Source organism: Microbacterium sp. NPDC086615 (assembly GCF_040686055.1).
Taxonomy (GTDB): Bacteria; Actinomycetota; Actinomycetes; order Actinomycetales; family Microbacteriaceae; genus Microbacterium.
The window spans coordinates 42,945-59,549 of the sequence record NZ_JBFBJJ010000001.1 but is presented as its reverse complement, the minus strand read 5'-3'; the positions used below and the strand labels follow the sequence as shown (position 1 = coordinate 59,549).

General features: G+C 69.8%; 14 protein-coding genes. 4 read left to right on the top strand and 10 right to left on the bottom strand.

Going from position 1 to position 16,605, the window contains the following annotated elements; genetic code table 11:
* Positions 1 to 474 precede the first annotated feature (474 nt).
* Positions 475 to 1,884 carry a zinc-dependent metalloprotease gene (locus AB0O24_RS00290; RefSeq protein WP_363371672.1) on the bottom strand — a complete coding sequence of 470 codons (1,410 nt, stop codon included), beginning with the start codon at positions 1,882 to 1,884 and terminating at the stop codon, positions 475 to 477.
* Between the two features lie 126 nt (positions 1,885 to 2,010).
* Here AB0O24_RS00290 and AB0O24_RS00285 point away from each other — a divergent pair, with 126 nt between their 5' ends.
* Entirely contained in the window at positions 2,011 to 3,150 is a 1,140-nt protein-coding gene (locus AB0O24_RS00285) for a S16 family serine protease (RefSeq protein WP_363371670.1), read from the top strand.
* Between the two features lie 42 nt (positions 3,151 to 3,192).
* Complete coding sequence (locus AB0O24_RS00280; protein ID WP_193754803.1) at positions 3,193 to 6,105, top strand: UPF0182 family protein; 2,913 nt, start codon at positions 3,193 to 3,195, stop codon at positions 6,103 to 6,105.
* A 264-nt stretch (positions 6,106 to 6,369) separates the two neighbouring features.
* Here the strand turns inward: AB0O24_RS00280 and AB0O24_RS00275 are convergent, their stop codons facing one another.
* The 7 genes from AB0O24_RS00275 to idi are packed head-to-tail and all read right to left on the bottom strand — an operon-like array spanning position 6,370 to position 11,957.
* Entirely contained in the window at positions 6,370 to 7,263 is an 894-nt protein-coding gene (locus AB0O24_RS00275; protein ID WP_363371667.1) for a prenyltransferase, read from the bottom strand.
* Complete coding sequence (locus AB0O24_RS00270; RefSeq protein ID WP_363371664.1) at positions 7,260 to 7,577, bottom strand: lycopene cyclase domain-containing protein; 318 nt, start codon at positions 7,575 to 7,577, stop codon at positions 7,260 to 7,262. The genes AB0O24_RS00275 and AB0O24_RS00270 overlap by 4 nt, the downstream gene beginning before the upstream one ends.
* Positions 7,574 to 7,921: a lycopene cyclase domain-containing protein gene (locus AB0O24_RS00265; protein WP_363371662.1), complete on the bottom strand. Its 348-nt coding sequence runs from the start codon at positions 7,919 to 7,921 to the stop codon at positions 7,574 to 7,576. The genes AB0O24_RS00270 and AB0O24_RS00265 overlap by 4 nt, the downstream gene beginning before the upstream one ends.
* 1 nt (position 7,922) lies before the next feature.
* Positions 7,923 to 9,479: a phytoene desaturase family protein gene (gene crtI / locus AB0O24_RS00260; RefSeq protein WP_363371659.1), complete on the bottom strand. Its 1,557-nt coding sequence runs from the start codon at positions 9,477 to 9,479 to the stop codon at positions 7,923 to 7,925.
* Positions 9,476 to 10,345 (bottom strand): squalene/phytoene synthase family protein, encoded by an 870-nt coding sequence (locus AB0O24_RS00255; protein WP_275801585.1) that lies wholly within the window; start codon positions 10,343 to 10,345, stop codon positions 9,476 to 9,478. Before AB0O24_RS00255 ends, crtI begins: the two co-directional genes overlap by 4 nt.
* Positions 10,342 to 11,409 carry a polyprenyl synthetase family protein gene (locus tag AB0O24_RS00250; RefSeq protein WP_363371655.1) on the bottom strand — a complete coding sequence of 356 codons (1,068 nt, stop codon included), beginning with the start codon at positions 11,407 to 11,409 and terminating at the stop codon, positions 10,342 to 10,344. The genes AB0O24_RS00255 and AB0O24_RS00250 overlap by 4 nt, the downstream gene beginning before the upstream one ends.
* Positions 11,406 to 11,957, bottom strand: coding sequence for an isopentenyl-diphosphate Delta-isomerase (idi, locus tag AB0O24_RS00245; RefSeq protein ID WP_363371653.1), 552 nt, complete (start codon positions 11,955 to 11,957; stop codon positions 11,406 to 11,408). The genes AB0O24_RS00250 and idi overlap by 4 nt, the downstream gene beginning before the upstream one ends.
* Positions 11,958 to 12,029: 72 nt before the next feature.
* Between idi and AB0O24_RS00240 the strand changes: the two genes are divergently transcribed.
* On the top strand, positions 12,030 to 12,500 hold the full coding sequence (locus tag AB0O24_RS00240) for a MarR family transcriptional regulator (protein ID WP_363371650.1): 471 nt from the start codon (positions 12,030 to 12,032) through the stop codon (positions 12,498 to 12,500).
* A gap of 17 nt (positions 12,501 to 12,517) precedes the next feature.
* Here AB0O24_RS00240 and AB0O24_RS00235 read toward each other — a convergent pair whose 3' ends face one another.
* On the bottom strand, positions 12,518 to 13,168 hold the full coding sequence (locus AB0O24_RS00235) for a formylglycine-generating enzyme family protein (RefSeq protein ID WP_363371648.1): 651 nt from the start codon (positions 13,166 to 13,168) through the stop codon (positions 12,518 to 12,520).
* A gap of 209 nt (positions 13,169 to 13,377) precedes the next feature.
* Between AB0O24_RS00235 and AB0O24_RS00230 the strand changes: the two genes are divergently transcribed.
* The gene (locus AB0O24_RS00230) at positions 13,378 to 14,028 is read left to right on the top strand and encodes a TetR/AcrR family transcriptional regulator (protein ID WP_307385912.1); all 651 of its coding nucleotides are present in this window, start codon (positions 13,378 to 13,380) and stop codon (positions 14,026 to 14,028) included.
* Between the two features lie 49 nt (positions 14,029 to 14,077).
* Here the strand turns inward: AB0O24_RS00230 and AB0O24_RS00225 are convergent, their stop codons facing one another.
* Positions 14,078 to 16,522, bottom strand: coding sequence for a hypothetical protein (locus tag AB0O24_RS00225; RefSeq protein ID WP_363371644.1), 2,445 nt, complete (start codon positions 16,520 to 16,522; stop codon positions 14,078 to 14,080).
* Between the last annotated feature and the right edge of the window lie 83 nt (positions 16,523 to 16,605).

Sequence of the window (16,605 nt, the reverse complement as noted above, 5' to 3'; positions counted from 1 at the left end):
ACGACGCGCGAGCCGGCCGCGACCGGCGCCGTGTCGGCGCCCGCCCACGCGACCAGCCGGCTCCGCGCCGGTAGGGCGGCGAGCACCGCGCGGACGGCGGCCGGGGGCAGGTCGTCGGCGGTCTGCACCACGAACGTCCCGGGGCGTCGGGAGCGCACGAGCGCGGGGGAGAGCGTCGTGAGCAGCGCATCGGCGTCGGCGTCCGCGTTCGGTGCGCGATGCAGGCGAGCGAGTGCGCGGAGTTCGCTGCGCGTCGTCCCCGCCTCGAGCGCGTCGATCGCGCGTTCCACCCACGGCGCCGAGTACTCGACGCGAGCGCGGGCGGGCGCGCCGAACTGCACGGTTCCGTCGGAGCGGAAGAGCGGGGGAGCGGCCTGGTCGAGTCGGATCATCCACCGATGATCTCGGGCTCTCCCGCGCCGCGCCCGCTTGTCCACACGCCGCGGGACTGCGGCGGCTGCTGGGGAGGAGGAGTCAGACCGGACGCTGGTCGCCCGGTGTCCCCTCGTCGCCGTCGGACTCCTCACGGCCCGGAGCGCCGTCACGGTCCTGGTCGGCGAGGTTCTCCTCCGCCAGCAACTGGGCGAGCGCGTCGTCCATGGCATCCGTCGGGGCGGCTTCACCGCGCGACGTGGCGACGACCCGTTCCACGAGGCGTGCCGGATCGTCGATGTCCTCCGCCGACGGCATGAGGTCGGGGTAGTCCCAGAGGGCGTCGCGGCCGGCCACCCCGACCGCGTCGGTGACGGCGCGCCACATCGCGGCGGCCTCGCGCATACGGCGCGGACGCAGTTCCAGCCCGACGAGCGAACCGAGAGCCTGCTCGGCAGGACCGCCCACCGCGCGGCGACGTCGCACCGCCTCGGCGATACGCGCCGCGGCGGGGAGGCGGGACGTCGCGTCCTCCGTGACGACGTCGACCCAGCCCTCGATCGTGGCGAGCAGATTCTCGAGGCGCGTCAGCGCCGCGGTCTGCTCCTCCGAGCGCGCCGGCAGCAGGGCACCGCTCTCCAACGCGCTGCGGAGTTCCTCGGGCTGCGAGGGGTCGAACCGTGACGCGAGGTCTTCGAGAGCGTCGGTGTCGACGCGGATACCGTGCGCGAAATCGCGCACCTGAGAGATCACGTGCAGTCGCAGCCAGCGCGCGTGCCGGAAGAGACGTGCGTGGGCGAGTTCGCGCGTCGCGAGGTACAGCGCGAGCTGGTCGTCGGGGATCTCGAGGTCGCGGCCGAAATCGGCGAAGTTCTGCGGCAGGATCGCGGCTTCGCCGTCGGGCATGACCGGGATGCCGACATCTCCGCCGCCGACGACCTCGGTGGAGAGTCGACCCACGACGTGCCCGAGCTGTGTCGCGAACAATGAGCCGCCGACCGTGCGCATCAAGCGTCCCGCACCCGCGATCATCTCCTGCATGTCGTCGGGTGCCTGCTGACCGAGGGCGTCGGTCAGCGCGTCGGCGATACTCGTCGCCACCGGCTCGGCGAGCTCTTGCCAGACGGGAAGCGTCGCGCTGACCCACGCGCCACGCGTGACGGCGCGTGCGGGCTGGGGGAGGTCGGCGATGTTCGTGGCCTCGCCGAGCCAGAGGTTCGCGAGGGCGAAAGCCTGAGACAGGTCGCTGCTCTGACCCGCGGTGACGCCCAGACCGTCCTGATTGGCGATGTGCAGCGCCTGGCGTTCGGCCAGGCTCCAGTCCACACCCTCCTGCGTGCCCGCGAACGCGCCCTGCAGCTGGCTCATCACGGCCTGCAGCATCGCGGGGTCGATCTGCATGCCCGACAGCCGGGAGAGCTGTTCGGGATCGATGCCGGTCATGTCGCCCGACATCAGGCGACGCATGAGCTCCTGGAACTCTTCTTCAGGGTTCCGGTCGTCGTCTGCCACTTCTTCGCCTCTCAGCCAGGTCAAGGGGAACGGGATCTACGCTAGTCGCACGTTTCCTCGCTCTCCCCGGCTCGGCTCCACGCCGCTTACGCCGCGCGCGAACGATCCCCGGTAAAGGTAGGACCCGTGACCCTGTTCGACGAGAACGTCTCCGTCGTGCCCGCTCCCGCACGCCGACGGTCACGCACCACCCTGTTCGGGTTGTGGTCGCTCGCCGTCGCGGTCGTCGTGCTCTTCGTCCTGACTTTCCTGCCGACCGCGTACGTGATCCAACAGCCCGGACCGGTGCTTGACACGCTCGGAACGTCGAAGAACGCCGACGGTGTCGATGTGCCGCTCATCTCGGTGCCGGACGAGAAGGGCGACCCGACGACGGGGCAGCTCGACCTGCTCACCGTTCAGGTGAACGGCAACCGCGACCGCACGCCCACCTGGATCGAGCTGGCTCTCGCCTGGTTCGACCCCTCCCGCGCGGTCATCCCGATCGACCGGATCTTCCCCGAGGGGCAGACGACCGAGCAGCGCAACACCGAGAACGCCGCGCTGATGACCGACTCGCAGCTCGAGGCCTCCGCGGCCGCGCTGCGCCAACTCGGCTACGACGTCCCCCAGCGCATCGTGGTGGGGAGCGTCACCGGTGATGGTGCCGCCTCGGGCCTCCTCGAGGCCGGCGACGTGATCGAGTCCGTCGACGGAACCGCCACCCCGACGGCGGACGACGTCAAGGCCGCCATCCAGGCCGCGGGAGGTCAGCCCGTGACCTTCGGGGTCGACCGGGACGGCACTCAGACGACGGTGACCGTCACCCCGCGCCAGGGCGAGGTCAACGGGCAGCAGCAGTGGCTCGTCGGTATCGTGCTCGCCATCGGCTTCGATCTCCCCGTCGACGTCAAGATCCAGCTCAACGACATCGGCGGCCCGAGCGCGGGCATGATGTTCGCCCTCGGCATCATCGACAAGATGTCGCCCGGCGACCTCACCGGCGGACAGCACATTGCCGGCACCGGCACGATCGACGAGCAGGGTCAGGTCGGTGCGATCGGCGGCATCCGTCAGAAGCTCTACGGGGCTCGGGATGCCGGTGCCACCTGGTTCCTCGCCCCGTCGGCCAACTGCAACGAGGTCGTGGGCCACGTGCCGAACGGCATCCGGGTGTTCTCGGTGTCGACCCTCTCGGACTCCCTGAAGGTGCTGGAGACGATTCGCGAAGGCGGCGACCTCGACGCTCTGCCGACCTGCGAGGCGGGCAACAGCACGGGATCGTAGTATCCACGGCTCACCCACAGTGGTCGCGCCTAGGATGAGGTGGTGACCACGACCTCAGCGCCGAACCAGGCCACGCCGCCGAACCGCTCCCGACGAATCATCTCGATCAGCTTGGCGATCATCGCCGCGCTGGTCGTTGCCTTCTTCGTGTTCGCGAACCTCTACGCCGACTGGATGTGGTTCGCGCAGCTCGGGTTCACGACCGTGCTGACCACGCAGTGGATCGCGCGGGCCGTGATGTTCGCCGTCGGATTCGTCGCGATGGCCGTCCCGGTGTGGGCGGCGATCCAGCTGGCGTACCGGCTGCGTCCCGTCTACGCGCGGCTGAGTTCCCAGCTCGATCGCTACCAGGAGGTCGTCGAGCCCCTGCGGCGCCTGGCGATGTGGGGAATCCCGATCTTCTTCGGCTTCTTCGCCGGCTTCGCGGCCTCCGCGCAGTGGGAGACGACCTGGCTGTGGGCGAACGGGGTGCAGACCGCGGTGACCGACCCGCAGTTCGGGCTCGACACCGGGTTCTACATGTTCGCGATGCCGTTCTACACGGCGGTCCTGGGCTTCGCGTCCGCCGTCGCCCTCGTCTCTCTCCTCCTCACCGCCGTGGTGTCCTACCTCTACGGATCCGTTCGGGTGGGCCAGCGCGAGCTGCGCATCTCGAAGGCCGCGCGCATCCAGCTGGCGGTCCTCGCCGGCCTCTACCTGCTCCTGCAGGGCGCCAGCCTCTGGCTCGACCGCTACCGCACGCTCATCCAGCCCGACGACCGCATCACGGGTCCGGGTTACGTGGGTGCGAACGCGGTGATCCCCGGCCAGACGATCCTGGCGATCGCCGCGGTGATCGTGGCGTTGGCCTTCTTCGTCACCGCGTTCATCGGCCGGTGGCGCTACCCCCTGATCGCGACAGCGCTGCTCGTCGTCTCGGCGATCGTCGTCGGTGCTGCGATCCCGTGGGCGGTGAACACATTCCAGGTGCGCCCGAACCAGCTGTCGCTCGAGAGCCAGTACTACCAGCGCAACCTCGACAGCACGAAGACCGCGTACGGCATCGACAAGGTCGAGAAAGAGAACTTCGAGGCCACGACGACGGCGCAGGCCGGTCAGCTGCGCAACGATGCGGCATCCACCGCCCAGCTGCGCATCATGGACCCGGCCATCATCGGCCCCACGGTCCGCCAGCTCGAGCAGTACCGCTCGTACTACCAGTTCGCGGAGCCGCTCGACGTCGACCGCTACCAGATCAACGGGCAGAGCCAGGATGCCGTCGTGTCGCTCCGAGAGCTGAACACGAGTCAGCTCGGCGACGCCAACTCGTGGCAGAACTCCACCCTCGTGTACACGCACGGGTACGGCATGGTGGCCGCGGCGGGAAACGAGCGCACGGCCGACGGTGACCCCGTCTTCCTCGAACGCGCCATCCCGGGAACGGGCTTCCTCACGGACCTGAACTACGAGCCCCGCGTTTACTTCGGTGAGCAGTCGCCGCAGTACTCGATCGTCGGCGGGCCCGAGGGGGGCGAAGACATCGAGCTCGACTACCCGCTCGGCGCCGACGGAGGCACCGAGACGCGCACGACGTTCCGCGGGAACGGCGGTCCGAGCGTCGGCAACGTCTTCAACCGCCTCATCTACGCGCTGAAGTTCCAGTCGGAGCAGATCCTCTTCTCGGACTACGTCAACGCAGACTCGCAGATCCTCTACGACCGCAACCCCAAGGAGCGCGTGCAGAAGGTCGCGCCCTACCTGACGCTCGACAGCGACCCCTACCCGACCGTCGTCGACGGGCGCATCAAGTGGGTCGTCGACGGGTACACGACGAGCGCGAACTACCCGTACTCGACCGGTGTGTCGCTCTCTCGGGCGATCGCCGACTCGAACAACCCGGCTCCGACGTACGCACTGGATGACATCAACTACATCCGCAACTCGGTCAAGGCGACGGTCGACGCGTACGACGGCAGTGTGACGCTCTATGCGTGGGACGACCAGGACCCGGTCCTGCAGACCTGGCAGAAGATCTACCCGTCGACTCTCCAGCCCTGGAGCGAGATGTCGGCCGACCTCATGAGCCACGTCCGCTACCCGACCGACCTCATGAAGGTGCAGCGGTCGATGCTCGGCGTGTACCACGTCGACGACGCCCGGTCCTTCTTCCAGCAGGACAACCGTTGGGCGACGCCGAACGACCCGCAGAACGCGAACGAGCTCCAGCCGCCGTACTACCTGACGATGAAGATGCCGAGTCAGGATGCGCCGTCGTACTCGATGTTCACGAGCTTCATCCCGGCGTCCCAGGGCGGTCAGGCGCGGAACGTGCTGACGGGCTACCTCGCGGTCGATTCCAACGCCGGTGACGAAAAGGGCACGAAACGCGACGACTACGGGCGATTGCGCATGCTCGTGATCGACGCGGCGACGACGGTGCCCGGCCCCGGCCAGGTGCAGAACACGTTCGACTCGGATACGAACGTGTCGTCGCAGATCAACATCCTCCAGCAGGGGCAGTCGCAGGTGCTCAACGGCAACCTGCTGACGCTCCCCGTGGGCGGTGGTCTGCTGTACGTGCAGCCCGTGTTCGTGCAGTCGTCCGGTGACACGAAGCTGCCGCAGCTCCGCCGCGTCCTGGTCGCCTTCGGTGACAAGATCGCGTTCGAGAACACGCTGAGCGAGGCGCTCGACGCCCTCTTCGGCGGAGACTCGGGAGCCGACACGGGAGACGAGTCGGTGACCCCGACGGATCAGGCGGAGAACCCCACTCCGTCGACCCCGTCCGCCCCGGCCGGCGACTACGCCGCGGCGCTGCAGGAAGCGCGCGACGCGCTGACGGCGCGCCAGCAGGCGCTCTCGAGCGGAGACCTCTCGGCCTTCGCCACGCAGGACGCGCGACTCACCGCAGCGGTCCAGCGCCTGCTCGAGCTGCAGGCGCCCTCCTCGGGAAGCACCGAGAACCAGGGCGGCTGACCTTCGGTCCACGACGAACGCCGGTGCCCCGCTTCCGCGGGTACCGGCGTTCGCCGTTCGCGCCGCGCCCCGCCTCGCGCGGCCCCGTGCGCCGCGCCCCGGCATCCATCACTCCCGTCGAGTGTCCAAGACACGCCGTAACCGGCACCGGGATAACGGCGTGTCTTGGACACTCGACGGGGATGCCACCGCACGCGTCGGGCGCCGCGTGCGCCGGGCATCGCGAGCGCCGGGCACGCGAGCTCGGCGGCCCCGACCCGCCCGTCAGGCCGTCAGGAACCACCACCAGATCAGCAGCATCGTCGTGCCGAAGCCGGCGATCTGGTTCAGCCAGAGGAAGCGATTCCACCCGGCGGTCGCGCGGTCGCTCTCGGCATCCGTGACGTTCCGGTACGGCCAGCAGACGACGAGGTAGGGGATCACCAGCACGGCTGCCAGAGGTCCGGGCCACGCCGTGAACAGCATCGCCACGCCGGCGAGGGCGTAGGCGACCAGCGCGAAGCGCACGGTCCAGCGCGCCCCCCGAGCGGTGGCGATCGACGAGATGTCTGCGGCACGGTCCGCCTCGACGTCCTGCACCGCCCCGAACGCGTGCGAGGCGATTCCCCAGAGGGCGAAGGCGACGAACACGAACACGAGCTGCCAGGTCCAGGCCGCGCCGGCGAGCACGAGACCGTAGACGGCGGGCGAGAAGAAGTGGATGCTGCTCGTCACCGAGTCGGCGAAGGGGCGCTCTTTCAGACGCAGCGGGGGCGCGGAGTAGAGCACGACGAAGAACAGGCTCAGCGCCAGGACCAGCCACGACAGCGGCGAACCGACGACCACCAGATACACGACGAACGGCAGGCACGACAGCACCGACGCCCAGAGGGTGATCGGATGCATCCGCTTGTCGAGCACGGCTCCGTGCGTTCCGCCCTTGCGGGGATTGCGCAGGTCGGACTCGTAGTCGAACACGTCGTTCACCCCGTACATCGCGAGGTTGTACGGCACGAGGAAGAACAGGATGCCGACGATCAGCGTCGCGTCGATCTGCCGCGTCGTGAGCAGATAGGCGGCGGCGAAGGGGAACGCGGTGTTGATCCAGCTGACCGGTCGCGACGACACGAACAGCTCCCGCAGAACGCGGCCGGGAGTGAGAGCGGCGGGGGCGGTCATGCGACATCCTTCGGGGACGGGTGAGGGGACAGCAGCGTGAACACCGCCGGTACGAGGAAGGCGGCGCACAGCGGGTACGCGAAGTCCTCGATCGGGGCCAGGCCGAGGCGCAGACCGCTGAGGTGCTGCTCCGGGTACGAGAAGAGGTCGACGGCGATCATGAGGTTGTCGAAGACGAGGGTGAGAGCGATGAGGACCAGGGCGACGAGCATCGAGGATGCCATGCGCTGCCGGAAGCGCGGACGGGCGAGCGTCGCGAGGGTCACCGCCGCCGTGAGGATCACGAAGGGAAGCACGATCAGGGGGTAGGTCATGCGTCCTCCTGAACACGGGCGCGGTCACGGATCCGGGCGCGTGCTCGCCGCTCGAACACGGCGTACATGACGACCGCGAGGTAGCTGAGGAAGAGGAGGAAGAAGACTTCCTCGAGCGGCAGGTGCGGTGCCAGCTCGACGCCGATGAAGAGCGGACTCTCGCCCTTCACGAAAACGCCCGTGACGATGCCCACGGCATCCCACACCAGGAAGAACACGGTCGCGACGAGGACCGAGGCGATCGTCCGAACGGGCGCGACGCGCAACGCCAGCGAGAACTTCACATCGATCGCGATCATCCCCGCGAGCGAGAACAGGATCGCGCCCAGGTAGATCCCGGGCACCTCAGACCGCCGCGCGCACGGGTTCTGCCAGGGGGCCGGGGGAGGTGTCTCCGGTCAGACGCTTGACGACGAGCTCGGCCGAGATGAGGCACATCGGCAGACCGATGCCCGGGAGCACCGACGTGCCCGCGTAGTAGAGGTTCTGCACCTTTCGCGACCGGTTCTTCGGCCGGAAGATCGCACTCTGATTCAGCGTGTGCGCGAGACCGAGCGAGTTACCGTGCCAGGCGTTCAGGTCGTTCACGAAGTCCTCGGGGGCGATCGTCCGCCGCACCACGATGCGGTCGGCGAGATCCGGGATGCCGGTCCACTCCGCGATCTGCGCGATCACTCGGTCGGCCGCCTGCTCGATGCGCTGATCGCCCGATCCGTCGACGCCACCGCGGCCGCTCACGGGGTCCGCCGGGACGGGGACGAGGACGAAGAGGTTCTCGTGCCCCGCGGGGGCCACGGAGTCGTCCGAGGCGCTCGGCCGGCAGATGTAAATGGACGCCGGGTCGGGGATCTTCTTGTCCTCACCGAAGATCGCGTCGAAGTTCGTGTGCCAGTCGTCGGTGAAGAGCAGGGTGTGGTGCGTGAGCTGGGGGAGTTCGCCCTTCACCCCGAGCAGCAGCAGCAGTGCTCCGGGGCTCGGGACCTTGTCCTTCCACCACTTCTCGGGGTACTGGCGGTCCTTCTCCTCGAGCAGGTGATTCTCGGTGTGGTGCAGGTCGGCGCCGGACACCACGGCATCCGCGGCGATCACTCGCCCGTCCGCGAGCCGCACCCCGCGGGCGAGACCAGACTCGGTGATGATCGCGTCGACGGGGGCCGAGGTCTCGATCTGCACACCGCGCTCGCGAGCGAGCTTCTCGATGGCGGTGATGATCTCCGTCATCCCGCCCTTCGGGTAGAGCACGCCGTCGCCGAGGTCGAGGTGACTCATGAGGTGGTACAGGCTCGGCACCTCGAAGGGCGAGCCGCCGAGGAAGACCGCGGGATACGCGAGGATCTGCTGAAGCCGCGTGTTCTGGAAGTCCGTCGTGACGCGCTTCCACAGGGTACGCGTGAGCAGCGGGATGAGCGTGGGGAGGCGCTTCACGAGCGCCGGGTCGCGCAGCCCTCTCGTGGACGAGTACGGGTCGTAGAGGAACTTCGACGTCGACAACTCGTAGGCGTCCTTCGCCGAATCGAGGTAGGCGTCGATGTTGTCGCCCGATCCGGGCTCGTGCTCCTCGAAGAGCGCCCGCACGGCCTCGCGTCCCGACACGATGTCGATCGGCTCGCCCTTCCCGGGAGGACCGTAGACGCGGTAGGCCGGGTCGAGGCGGACGAGATCGAGCTGCTCATCGGCACTCGTGCCGAGCAACCGGAAGAAGTGGTCGAACACCTCGGGCATGAGATACCAGCTCGGCCCGGTGTCGAACCGGAAGCCGTCGGCCTCCCACGACCCCGCGCGTCCGCCGAGGGCGTCGCGGGCCTCGAAGAGGTGGACGTCGTGGCCGCGGTCGGCCAGCAATGCGGCGGTTCCCAGACCGGCGATTCCGCCTCCGACGACGACGATGCGCTGGGCGCTCATGAGCGGGGACCTTTCGGTGGACGCCCCAGGAGGGCGCGGGCAGCGAGGGTGGCTTTGACGCCGTCGGGCACGCGGACGCGCGGAGCGCCGGCGGGCGAGAGGCGCAGTCGTCGTGACAGCTCGGCGAAGAGGTCGTGCGCGGCGGTGACGGCCGCCCGACAGTCGGGCGGAAGGTGCGGAATGACGGATGCCGCGGCGGCGAGGTCGGCGTCGATCCGATCGAGCACGGCGATGCGTCGTTCGTCGTCGGCTGCGCCGTCGAGGTAGTCGCGGCCGAGACGGTCGGCGTCGTCGGCGAGGTCGCGGAGGAAGTTGACGTCCTGGAACGCGGCCCCCAAGCGACGTGCGCCCTCGACGAGGTCGGCGGCGGGGCGCGCGGGAGCGGACATCCCGGCGTTGAGGAACACCTGCAGGCACATGAGCCCGACGACCTCCGCGGAGCCGTACACGTACGCGTCGTGCGACAGCTCGTCGTGCGCGGCGGTGTCGATGTCCGTGCGCATCGAGGCGAAGAACGGCGCGATCAGCTCGGCACCGATGCCGCACTCCCGCGCCGTGCGAGCGAAGGCGTGCACGACGAGATTCGCGCTGAAACCGGTGGCGATGGCATCCATCACCTCGGTCTCGAGGGCGTCGAGCACGGCGCGCTCGCGTTCGACCGTCAGGCCCGCGTCGTGGGCCGGCCCGTCGACGATCTCGTCGGCGACGCGCACCAGCGCGTAGATGTTGCGGACGTGCGGGCGAGGGCGCCGGCCGAGCAGGCGCGCAGCGAGGCCGAACGAGGTCGAGTAGCGCTGGATGACGGCCGCGGCCGCGTCGTCTGCCGTCCGCGAATACAGGGCGAGTCCGGTGGGGCCGGTGCTCACGGAACGCGCTCCTGCACGGCGTCGACGAGGTCGAGGAGCATACCCTGACACTCTTCCGGCAGCGTCGAGGCGGCGACGATGCCCCGTGCCTCGTCGAGGGTGTCGCGCACGAGGTGCTCGAGTCGGACACGCGCCCCCGACGCGGACAGCGCACTCTGCGCGGCACGGATCGCGACCGGCCCGGTGTGGGCGTTCGCGAGGGCGTCGCTCACCTCGGGCCAGTGCTCGCTCTCGCGGGCGAGCACGATCAGGTGCGTCTTCTTCGCCTCGCGGAGGTCGGAACCCTCGTCCTTGCCGGCGGTGGCGGCGCTTCCGAACGCGCCGATCAGATCGTCGACGAGTTGGAACGCCAGACCCAGACGCTGACCGAACCGCTCCAGAGCGTGCCGCACGGGCGCCTCCGCGCCCGCGAGCACCGCGCCCGCCTCGAGAGGCGCCGAGAACGAGTAGACGGCGGTCTTGTCGTGGGTCGTGCGCAGGATCGTGTCGGCATCGATGTCACCCGCCGAGACCGCGTTCTCGACGTCGGCCAGTTCGCCGGCGGCCGAGACGAGGACGGCGTCTTCGACGAGCAGGAGCAGGTCGCGGCGCACGTCCGCCGGGATCTCGGCCATCGCGACGAGCCGCGCGGCCTCGTGCAGCAGGAGGTCTCCCGCGAGGATGGCCGCCGCATCGCCGAGGAGCGCCGCCCCCGCGGCATCCGCCCCGCGCTCGGTCCCGCGAGAGCGGAACTCGCCGCCGACGTTGGGCATTCCGCGTCGCTCGACGTCGTGGTCGATGACGTCGTCGTGGACGACGAAGGCGGTGTGGAGCAGCTCGAAGGCCGCGGCGACCTGGTACAGCGCCGGCCGTGCGATGTCGGGCCCGCCCAGCGTGTCGAAGGCCGACACGACCAGGAGCGGACGGAAGCGTTTGCCGCCTTCCGCCGCACGGCGGATGGCGGATGCCAGGGCCCGGGCGCCGTCGCCGAGTTCACCGAGGCGTCTGTCGAGGCGCGCGAGGGCGCCCTCGATGGCGGAGTCGATGTCGTGGCGCGCTGCCGGGGTCGTGGCCAAGGCGATCACGATGCCCGCCGGATGGCTGGAGGGGGACTGAAGAGGTGGAGCTGCTGTGCCTGCAGGACGAGCCAGGGGCTGAATGCCCACGGTGTGGACTCGAGGGAGGCGGCCAGATCGAGAGGATCGACCCAGCGGTACTCCGCGACCTCGCTCGGGTTGGGGTGCGGCTCCTCGTCGGTGACGGCGATGTACACGGGGCAGATCTCGTTCTCGACGATGCCGCTCGCGTCGACCGCGCGATACCGGAAGTGGGGGAGGGCGAGTTCGAGGTCGCGGACCCGCAGCCCCACCTCGAATGCGGCGCGACGATGGACCGCGTCGGTCAGGGGCTCGGCGGGCGCGGGATGTCCACAGAACGAGTTCGTCCAGACGCCCGGCCAGGTCTTCTTGTCGAGCGCGCGCCGCGTGACGAGCACCTGTCCGTCGGCGTTCACGACGTGGCACGAGAACGCGAGGTGCAAAGCGGTGTCCGCACCGTGCACACTTGCTTTCGGTGCGACGCCGATCTCGTCACCGTTCTCGCCCAGAAGGACGACGTGTTCAATCTCGCTCATCGTGCCTCCTGTTTGCTAGTTTAGCTAGCGATGTGAGCTTCAATATACCGACGCCGAAAGGGGGTGTCCACCGTGACGGATACCACCACTCGTTCTGGTAAAAGGCCCGCCGTCGTCGAAACGCTGACCGCCGTGCGGGCCCTCAGCGACGCCCTCGACCGCATGCACAGCGGTATGAAGGGCGACATGGACATGAACGCCAGCGACCTCGCGACCCTGCGCATGCTCATCATCCGCGAACAGCGCGGAGAGATGGTCAGCCCGCACGACGTGGCGAGACACCTCCGCATCTCGACCGCGTCGACGACGAAGCTCATCGACCGGCTGGCGGCGTCCGGCCATGTGGAGCGTCGCGCCCACCCGTCGGACGGCCGCGCGCGCGTCGTCGTGCTCACCGACAAGTCGCGGAGCGAGTTCTTCCACCACCTCGGCGGGCACCTCGGGGCGATGCGCGATGTCGCCGCGAACTACAGCGATGACGAGCTCGCCACGATCTCCGGCTTCCTGCACTCCCTCACCGAGGCGATCACGACGACGGACTGAGCGGTGGCCGCCGGCGGTCACGAATCGCGCGCTCCGCGGGCGACGCGGACCCCGACGTCGTCGAAGCCGTCTCGCGGGCCGCCGCCCCGGCGGGTCGAGGCGCGTACGATGGCGGGGGCGTCGTTCCATCCTCCGCCGCGGAAGACGCGGGCGTTGCTCCGTTCCGGATCGACGAGGTCTTCGCACCACTCGGCGACGTTGCCCAGGATGTCGAACAGCCCGAAGAGATTGGGCAGACGGGCCCCGACATCGACCGGCGCGCGGAGACCGTCGGCCGCCGTCCATGCGATCTCGCGGATGGGTCCGTACGTCGACCCGGTGGCGCCGGCGCGGCAGGCGTACTCCCACTCGTCCTCGGTGGGCAGGCGGAACCCGTCGCTCTCGGCATCCGCGTGCACCTCTTCTCCGTCGAACCGATAGACGGGGTCGAGCCCTTCCCACTCCGACAGGGCGTTGCACAGGCGGATCGCGCGGAACCAGCTGAGATCGACGGCCGGCCGACGAGAGTGCCGAGCCGGGATCCCGAGAAGCTCCGCGACCTGCTCCTCCGTCACCGGGTAGACGCCCATCTCGAACGGGGCGACGACGATCTCGCGTCGTTCGGCACCGCGCATGTCGCCGCGCAGCACGCGACCGGCCGGGATTCTCGCCATCTCCATGTCGGTCATTCCGGTCCCCGTCCGGGAGGGGTGGCGGCCCGGTCGCCCCGGGTGGAGTGGAGGGTTCCATCGGTCATGCGTCCAGTCAAGCGCGGGTCGGCGAACTCGGACGAACGGGTTGACGGCCGGGTGAGGATCCCCGCTCGAACGTCAAGCCCTTTCCGAGCTCGGACACGAATGATTGGATGGACCCTCCAATCGATCGAGGAGAACCCGAGATGAGTCCCCGGCGCTATGCCTCCCCCCTGCGCAAGGCGGAGGCGGCTCGCACCCGTGCGGCGATCCTCGATGCGGCGTCCGCGTTGTTCTCTCGCGACGGTTACGCCGCGACGACGATGAAGGGGATCGCCCTCGAGGCCGGGGTGTCGGTGCAGTCGGTCCACTTGGCCGGATCGAAATCGGCGTTGCTCGTCGCCGCCTTCGAGCGCGCCTTCTCGGGCGCGGAGGCTCAGGATTCCCCGACGCACCCCCCGCTGATCGTCGCCGCGCTGGAACGACTCGAGGTCGACGAGGCGATGCGCGTCTGGCTCGACGGCATCGCCCGTGCCCACGAGCGCTCCGCCGGGCTCGCACGGGCGATGGTCATCGCGGCGGAGACGGATGCCGTGGCGGCCGCGGCCCTGGTCGACTTCGATGCGCGTCGCCGCGTCGGCATCCGCGTCGCCTCGGACTGGCTCGTCGGTCGGGGCCTGCTGCACGGGGAGGACGCGGACGAGGTGGCGGATGAGCTCAGCTACCTCGTGGGCCCCGAGACGTACGCGTTCTTCGTCACGCGGTCCGGATGGTCGCCCGCGCGGTACCGGGTCTGGCTCGAGCGCACGCTGCGCGATCTGCTCGCTCGCCGGACCACCGACGTTCCCGTCTCGTGAACGAGGCGGCGGCGCGAAGGTATCCGCGCCGCCGCCCTTCGTACTCGGTTCAGCGGGCTCGACGCGTCCGCACGCGGCGTCCGAGGACGAGCGCCGTCCCCAGCGCCATCAGCCCGAGTGCGCCGCCGGCGAGAGTCGGGGCGAGCGAGGCGTCCGCGCCGGTCTGTGCGAGCCGACCGTCACCCGCGGGGACGGGAACCGGGGTCGGCGTGGCGGTGGCGCGGGGACTCGTCGTCGGGGTCGGTGTGGGCGACGGCCCCGGCAGCGGGGGAGTGTCCACGGTGACGCTGACGGCCGGGCCGTTCTCAGCGGTCCCTCGTGCGGTCGCGGTGACGGTGAGCGCCGTACCGGCGGGCAGGTCGCGGAAGGTGGTGGCATCCACTCCCTCGGCGAGGTCGGCGGCGGCGAGGACGTCGCTCCCCGAGAGCACTTGCACGGTCGTTCCGGTCGAACCCTTGGCGTTGGTCCACGTCACCGCCAGCGACGTCGGCGACAGTGCGGTGGCCCGCAGGTCGGTCACGGCGCGCGCGGGGAGTGCCGTCAGCAGGGCGTGCGCGTCGATGAGGCCGGCGCCGAACAGCTGTTGGTCGGTGACCGACGACGACGTCGGGTTCTTCAGGGGACCGGCCGTCGCGAACGCGGTGCGAGCGATGTCGGCGGCGGAGTCTTGCGGCGCGTACTCGAGGGCGAGCGCGTGCACCGCGGCCGCGGTGGGTGCCGCCGCGGAGGTGCCGAAGAAGTACCAGTCGTTGTCCAGCGAGGGCACGCGCTGCGCGAAGAAACTGGTGCGGATGCCGTCGACCGACGCGATCTGCGGACCCATCACCCGCAGCGGCTCGGGGTAGGCGGGCGACACGACGGGCGTTCCGTCGACGAACCGGACCGGTTCGAAGAGCACGGTGGTGTCGCCGGCCGAGGTGAAGCGCTCCGGGACATCGGGCTCGAGGCTGAACGCCGCCGCCACACCGATACCGGAGCCGTCCGCCGGGTGTCCGACCGAGGTGAGACCGACAACGTCTCCGCCCTTCGAGCGGTCGTATTCGATCTCGGACAGGCCGGGGCTCCAGAACGACATCGAGAACGCCGGAGTGGAGGTCGAGCCCGTCGAGGTGTCGCGGAGGACGACGACGTCGAGATCGCCGGCCGAGACGACGTCCGTCGCCGTGGTGTAGACGGTCGGCGTGATGCCGTCGAGGTAGGACTCGCTGACGAGCTTCTCGTCGACGTAGAGCTGCGGAACCAGGGCCGTGGTCAGCCCGAACAACGGGTCGCCCCACTGCGCGACGAGACTCGGCACACCGTCCTCGGGGAAGGTCGCCGTGTCGGTGGCATCCTGACCGGCTGACGGGTCGAAGTCCAGGCAGTCGTAACTGGTCATCCCCTCCGGCGGGGTGACCCAGCTCGGGCAGTCCATGGGGCGGTAGGCGGGGGTCCGCCAGCCGTTGATCTGGAGTCCCGCGCTCTCGGTGCCCTTCGCGCCGATCTCGGAGCCGTTCCCGGCCGAGGTGTAGTACGCGACTCCGCGTGACTGAACCTGCGTGATCGCCGTCGAGATCCAGCCCTGCTGGTACAGAGGTTCTTCGCTCCAGCCGAGGTCATCGACGATGACGGTCGCCCCGGCGTCCGCGAGAGCCACGATGCCCTTCGCCATGTCCTGAGAGCTGCGCCAGCCGGTGTAGAAGACGATGCGGGCGCCCGGAGCGATGCCGTGGACGAGCTGGGCCATCGCCCGTCCCTCGTCGCCGCCGCCCTCGTCGGGCTCGATGTCGGAGAGGACCGTGACGGGTGTCTCGTACCCGCACGGGTTGCCCGGGCCGGGGAGCAGGCCCGCCTTCACATCTTCTTCGGGCGTCGTCTCCGCGTCCGGTGCGGCATCGTACGAGTCGGAGAGGATGCCGATGGTCACGCCCGTGCCGTCGACGCCGAAGTCCTTGCGCGCTTCGGCGGTGTGCAGGGGTGCGTCGGCCGTGCTCGGGAAGGCGCGACAGGACTTCTCAGCCGCCCCGCGCTGCTGCGCCGAGGGGATGTCGTCGACCGCCGGCGGGACGACGGGAATGGCGACCGGCTGCACCACGGGGTTCACCGCGCGGATGCCGTCGAGGCCGCGCAGGTCCGCCAGGGCGTCCGGGGCGACCCACGCCGTCGCCGACGACGTCAGCTCCTGCACGCTCACGATCTCGGCGAGCCGGCCGACCGCATCGAGCTGTGCGGTGTCGGGGCTGCGCGTGAACGTGATGGTCACGGAGAGGCGGCCCCGGTCGTCGAAGCGGAGTGAGCCGCGGCCCGAGCCGGGCGTGCCGACCGCCGAGGTGATGGCATCCGGAGAGTCGGCCCCGGCCTCGACGGCTTTCACGACCGCGTGGGTCAGTGTGAGGGCCGCCGGGATGTCGGTGGTGTCGGGCGTGCTCGGCTGGGCCGAGGCGGGCAGTGCGGCGGTGCTCAGCGAGCAGATCACGGCAGCGGTGATCGCCACCGCGCGGAATGCGCGATTCATCGTTGTTCGTCGTCCCCCAGTTTTCGGTCAGTGTAGGGGGCGAGATGCGGCGAGCGCGAGAAGAATCTTTCGGCCGATCAAGC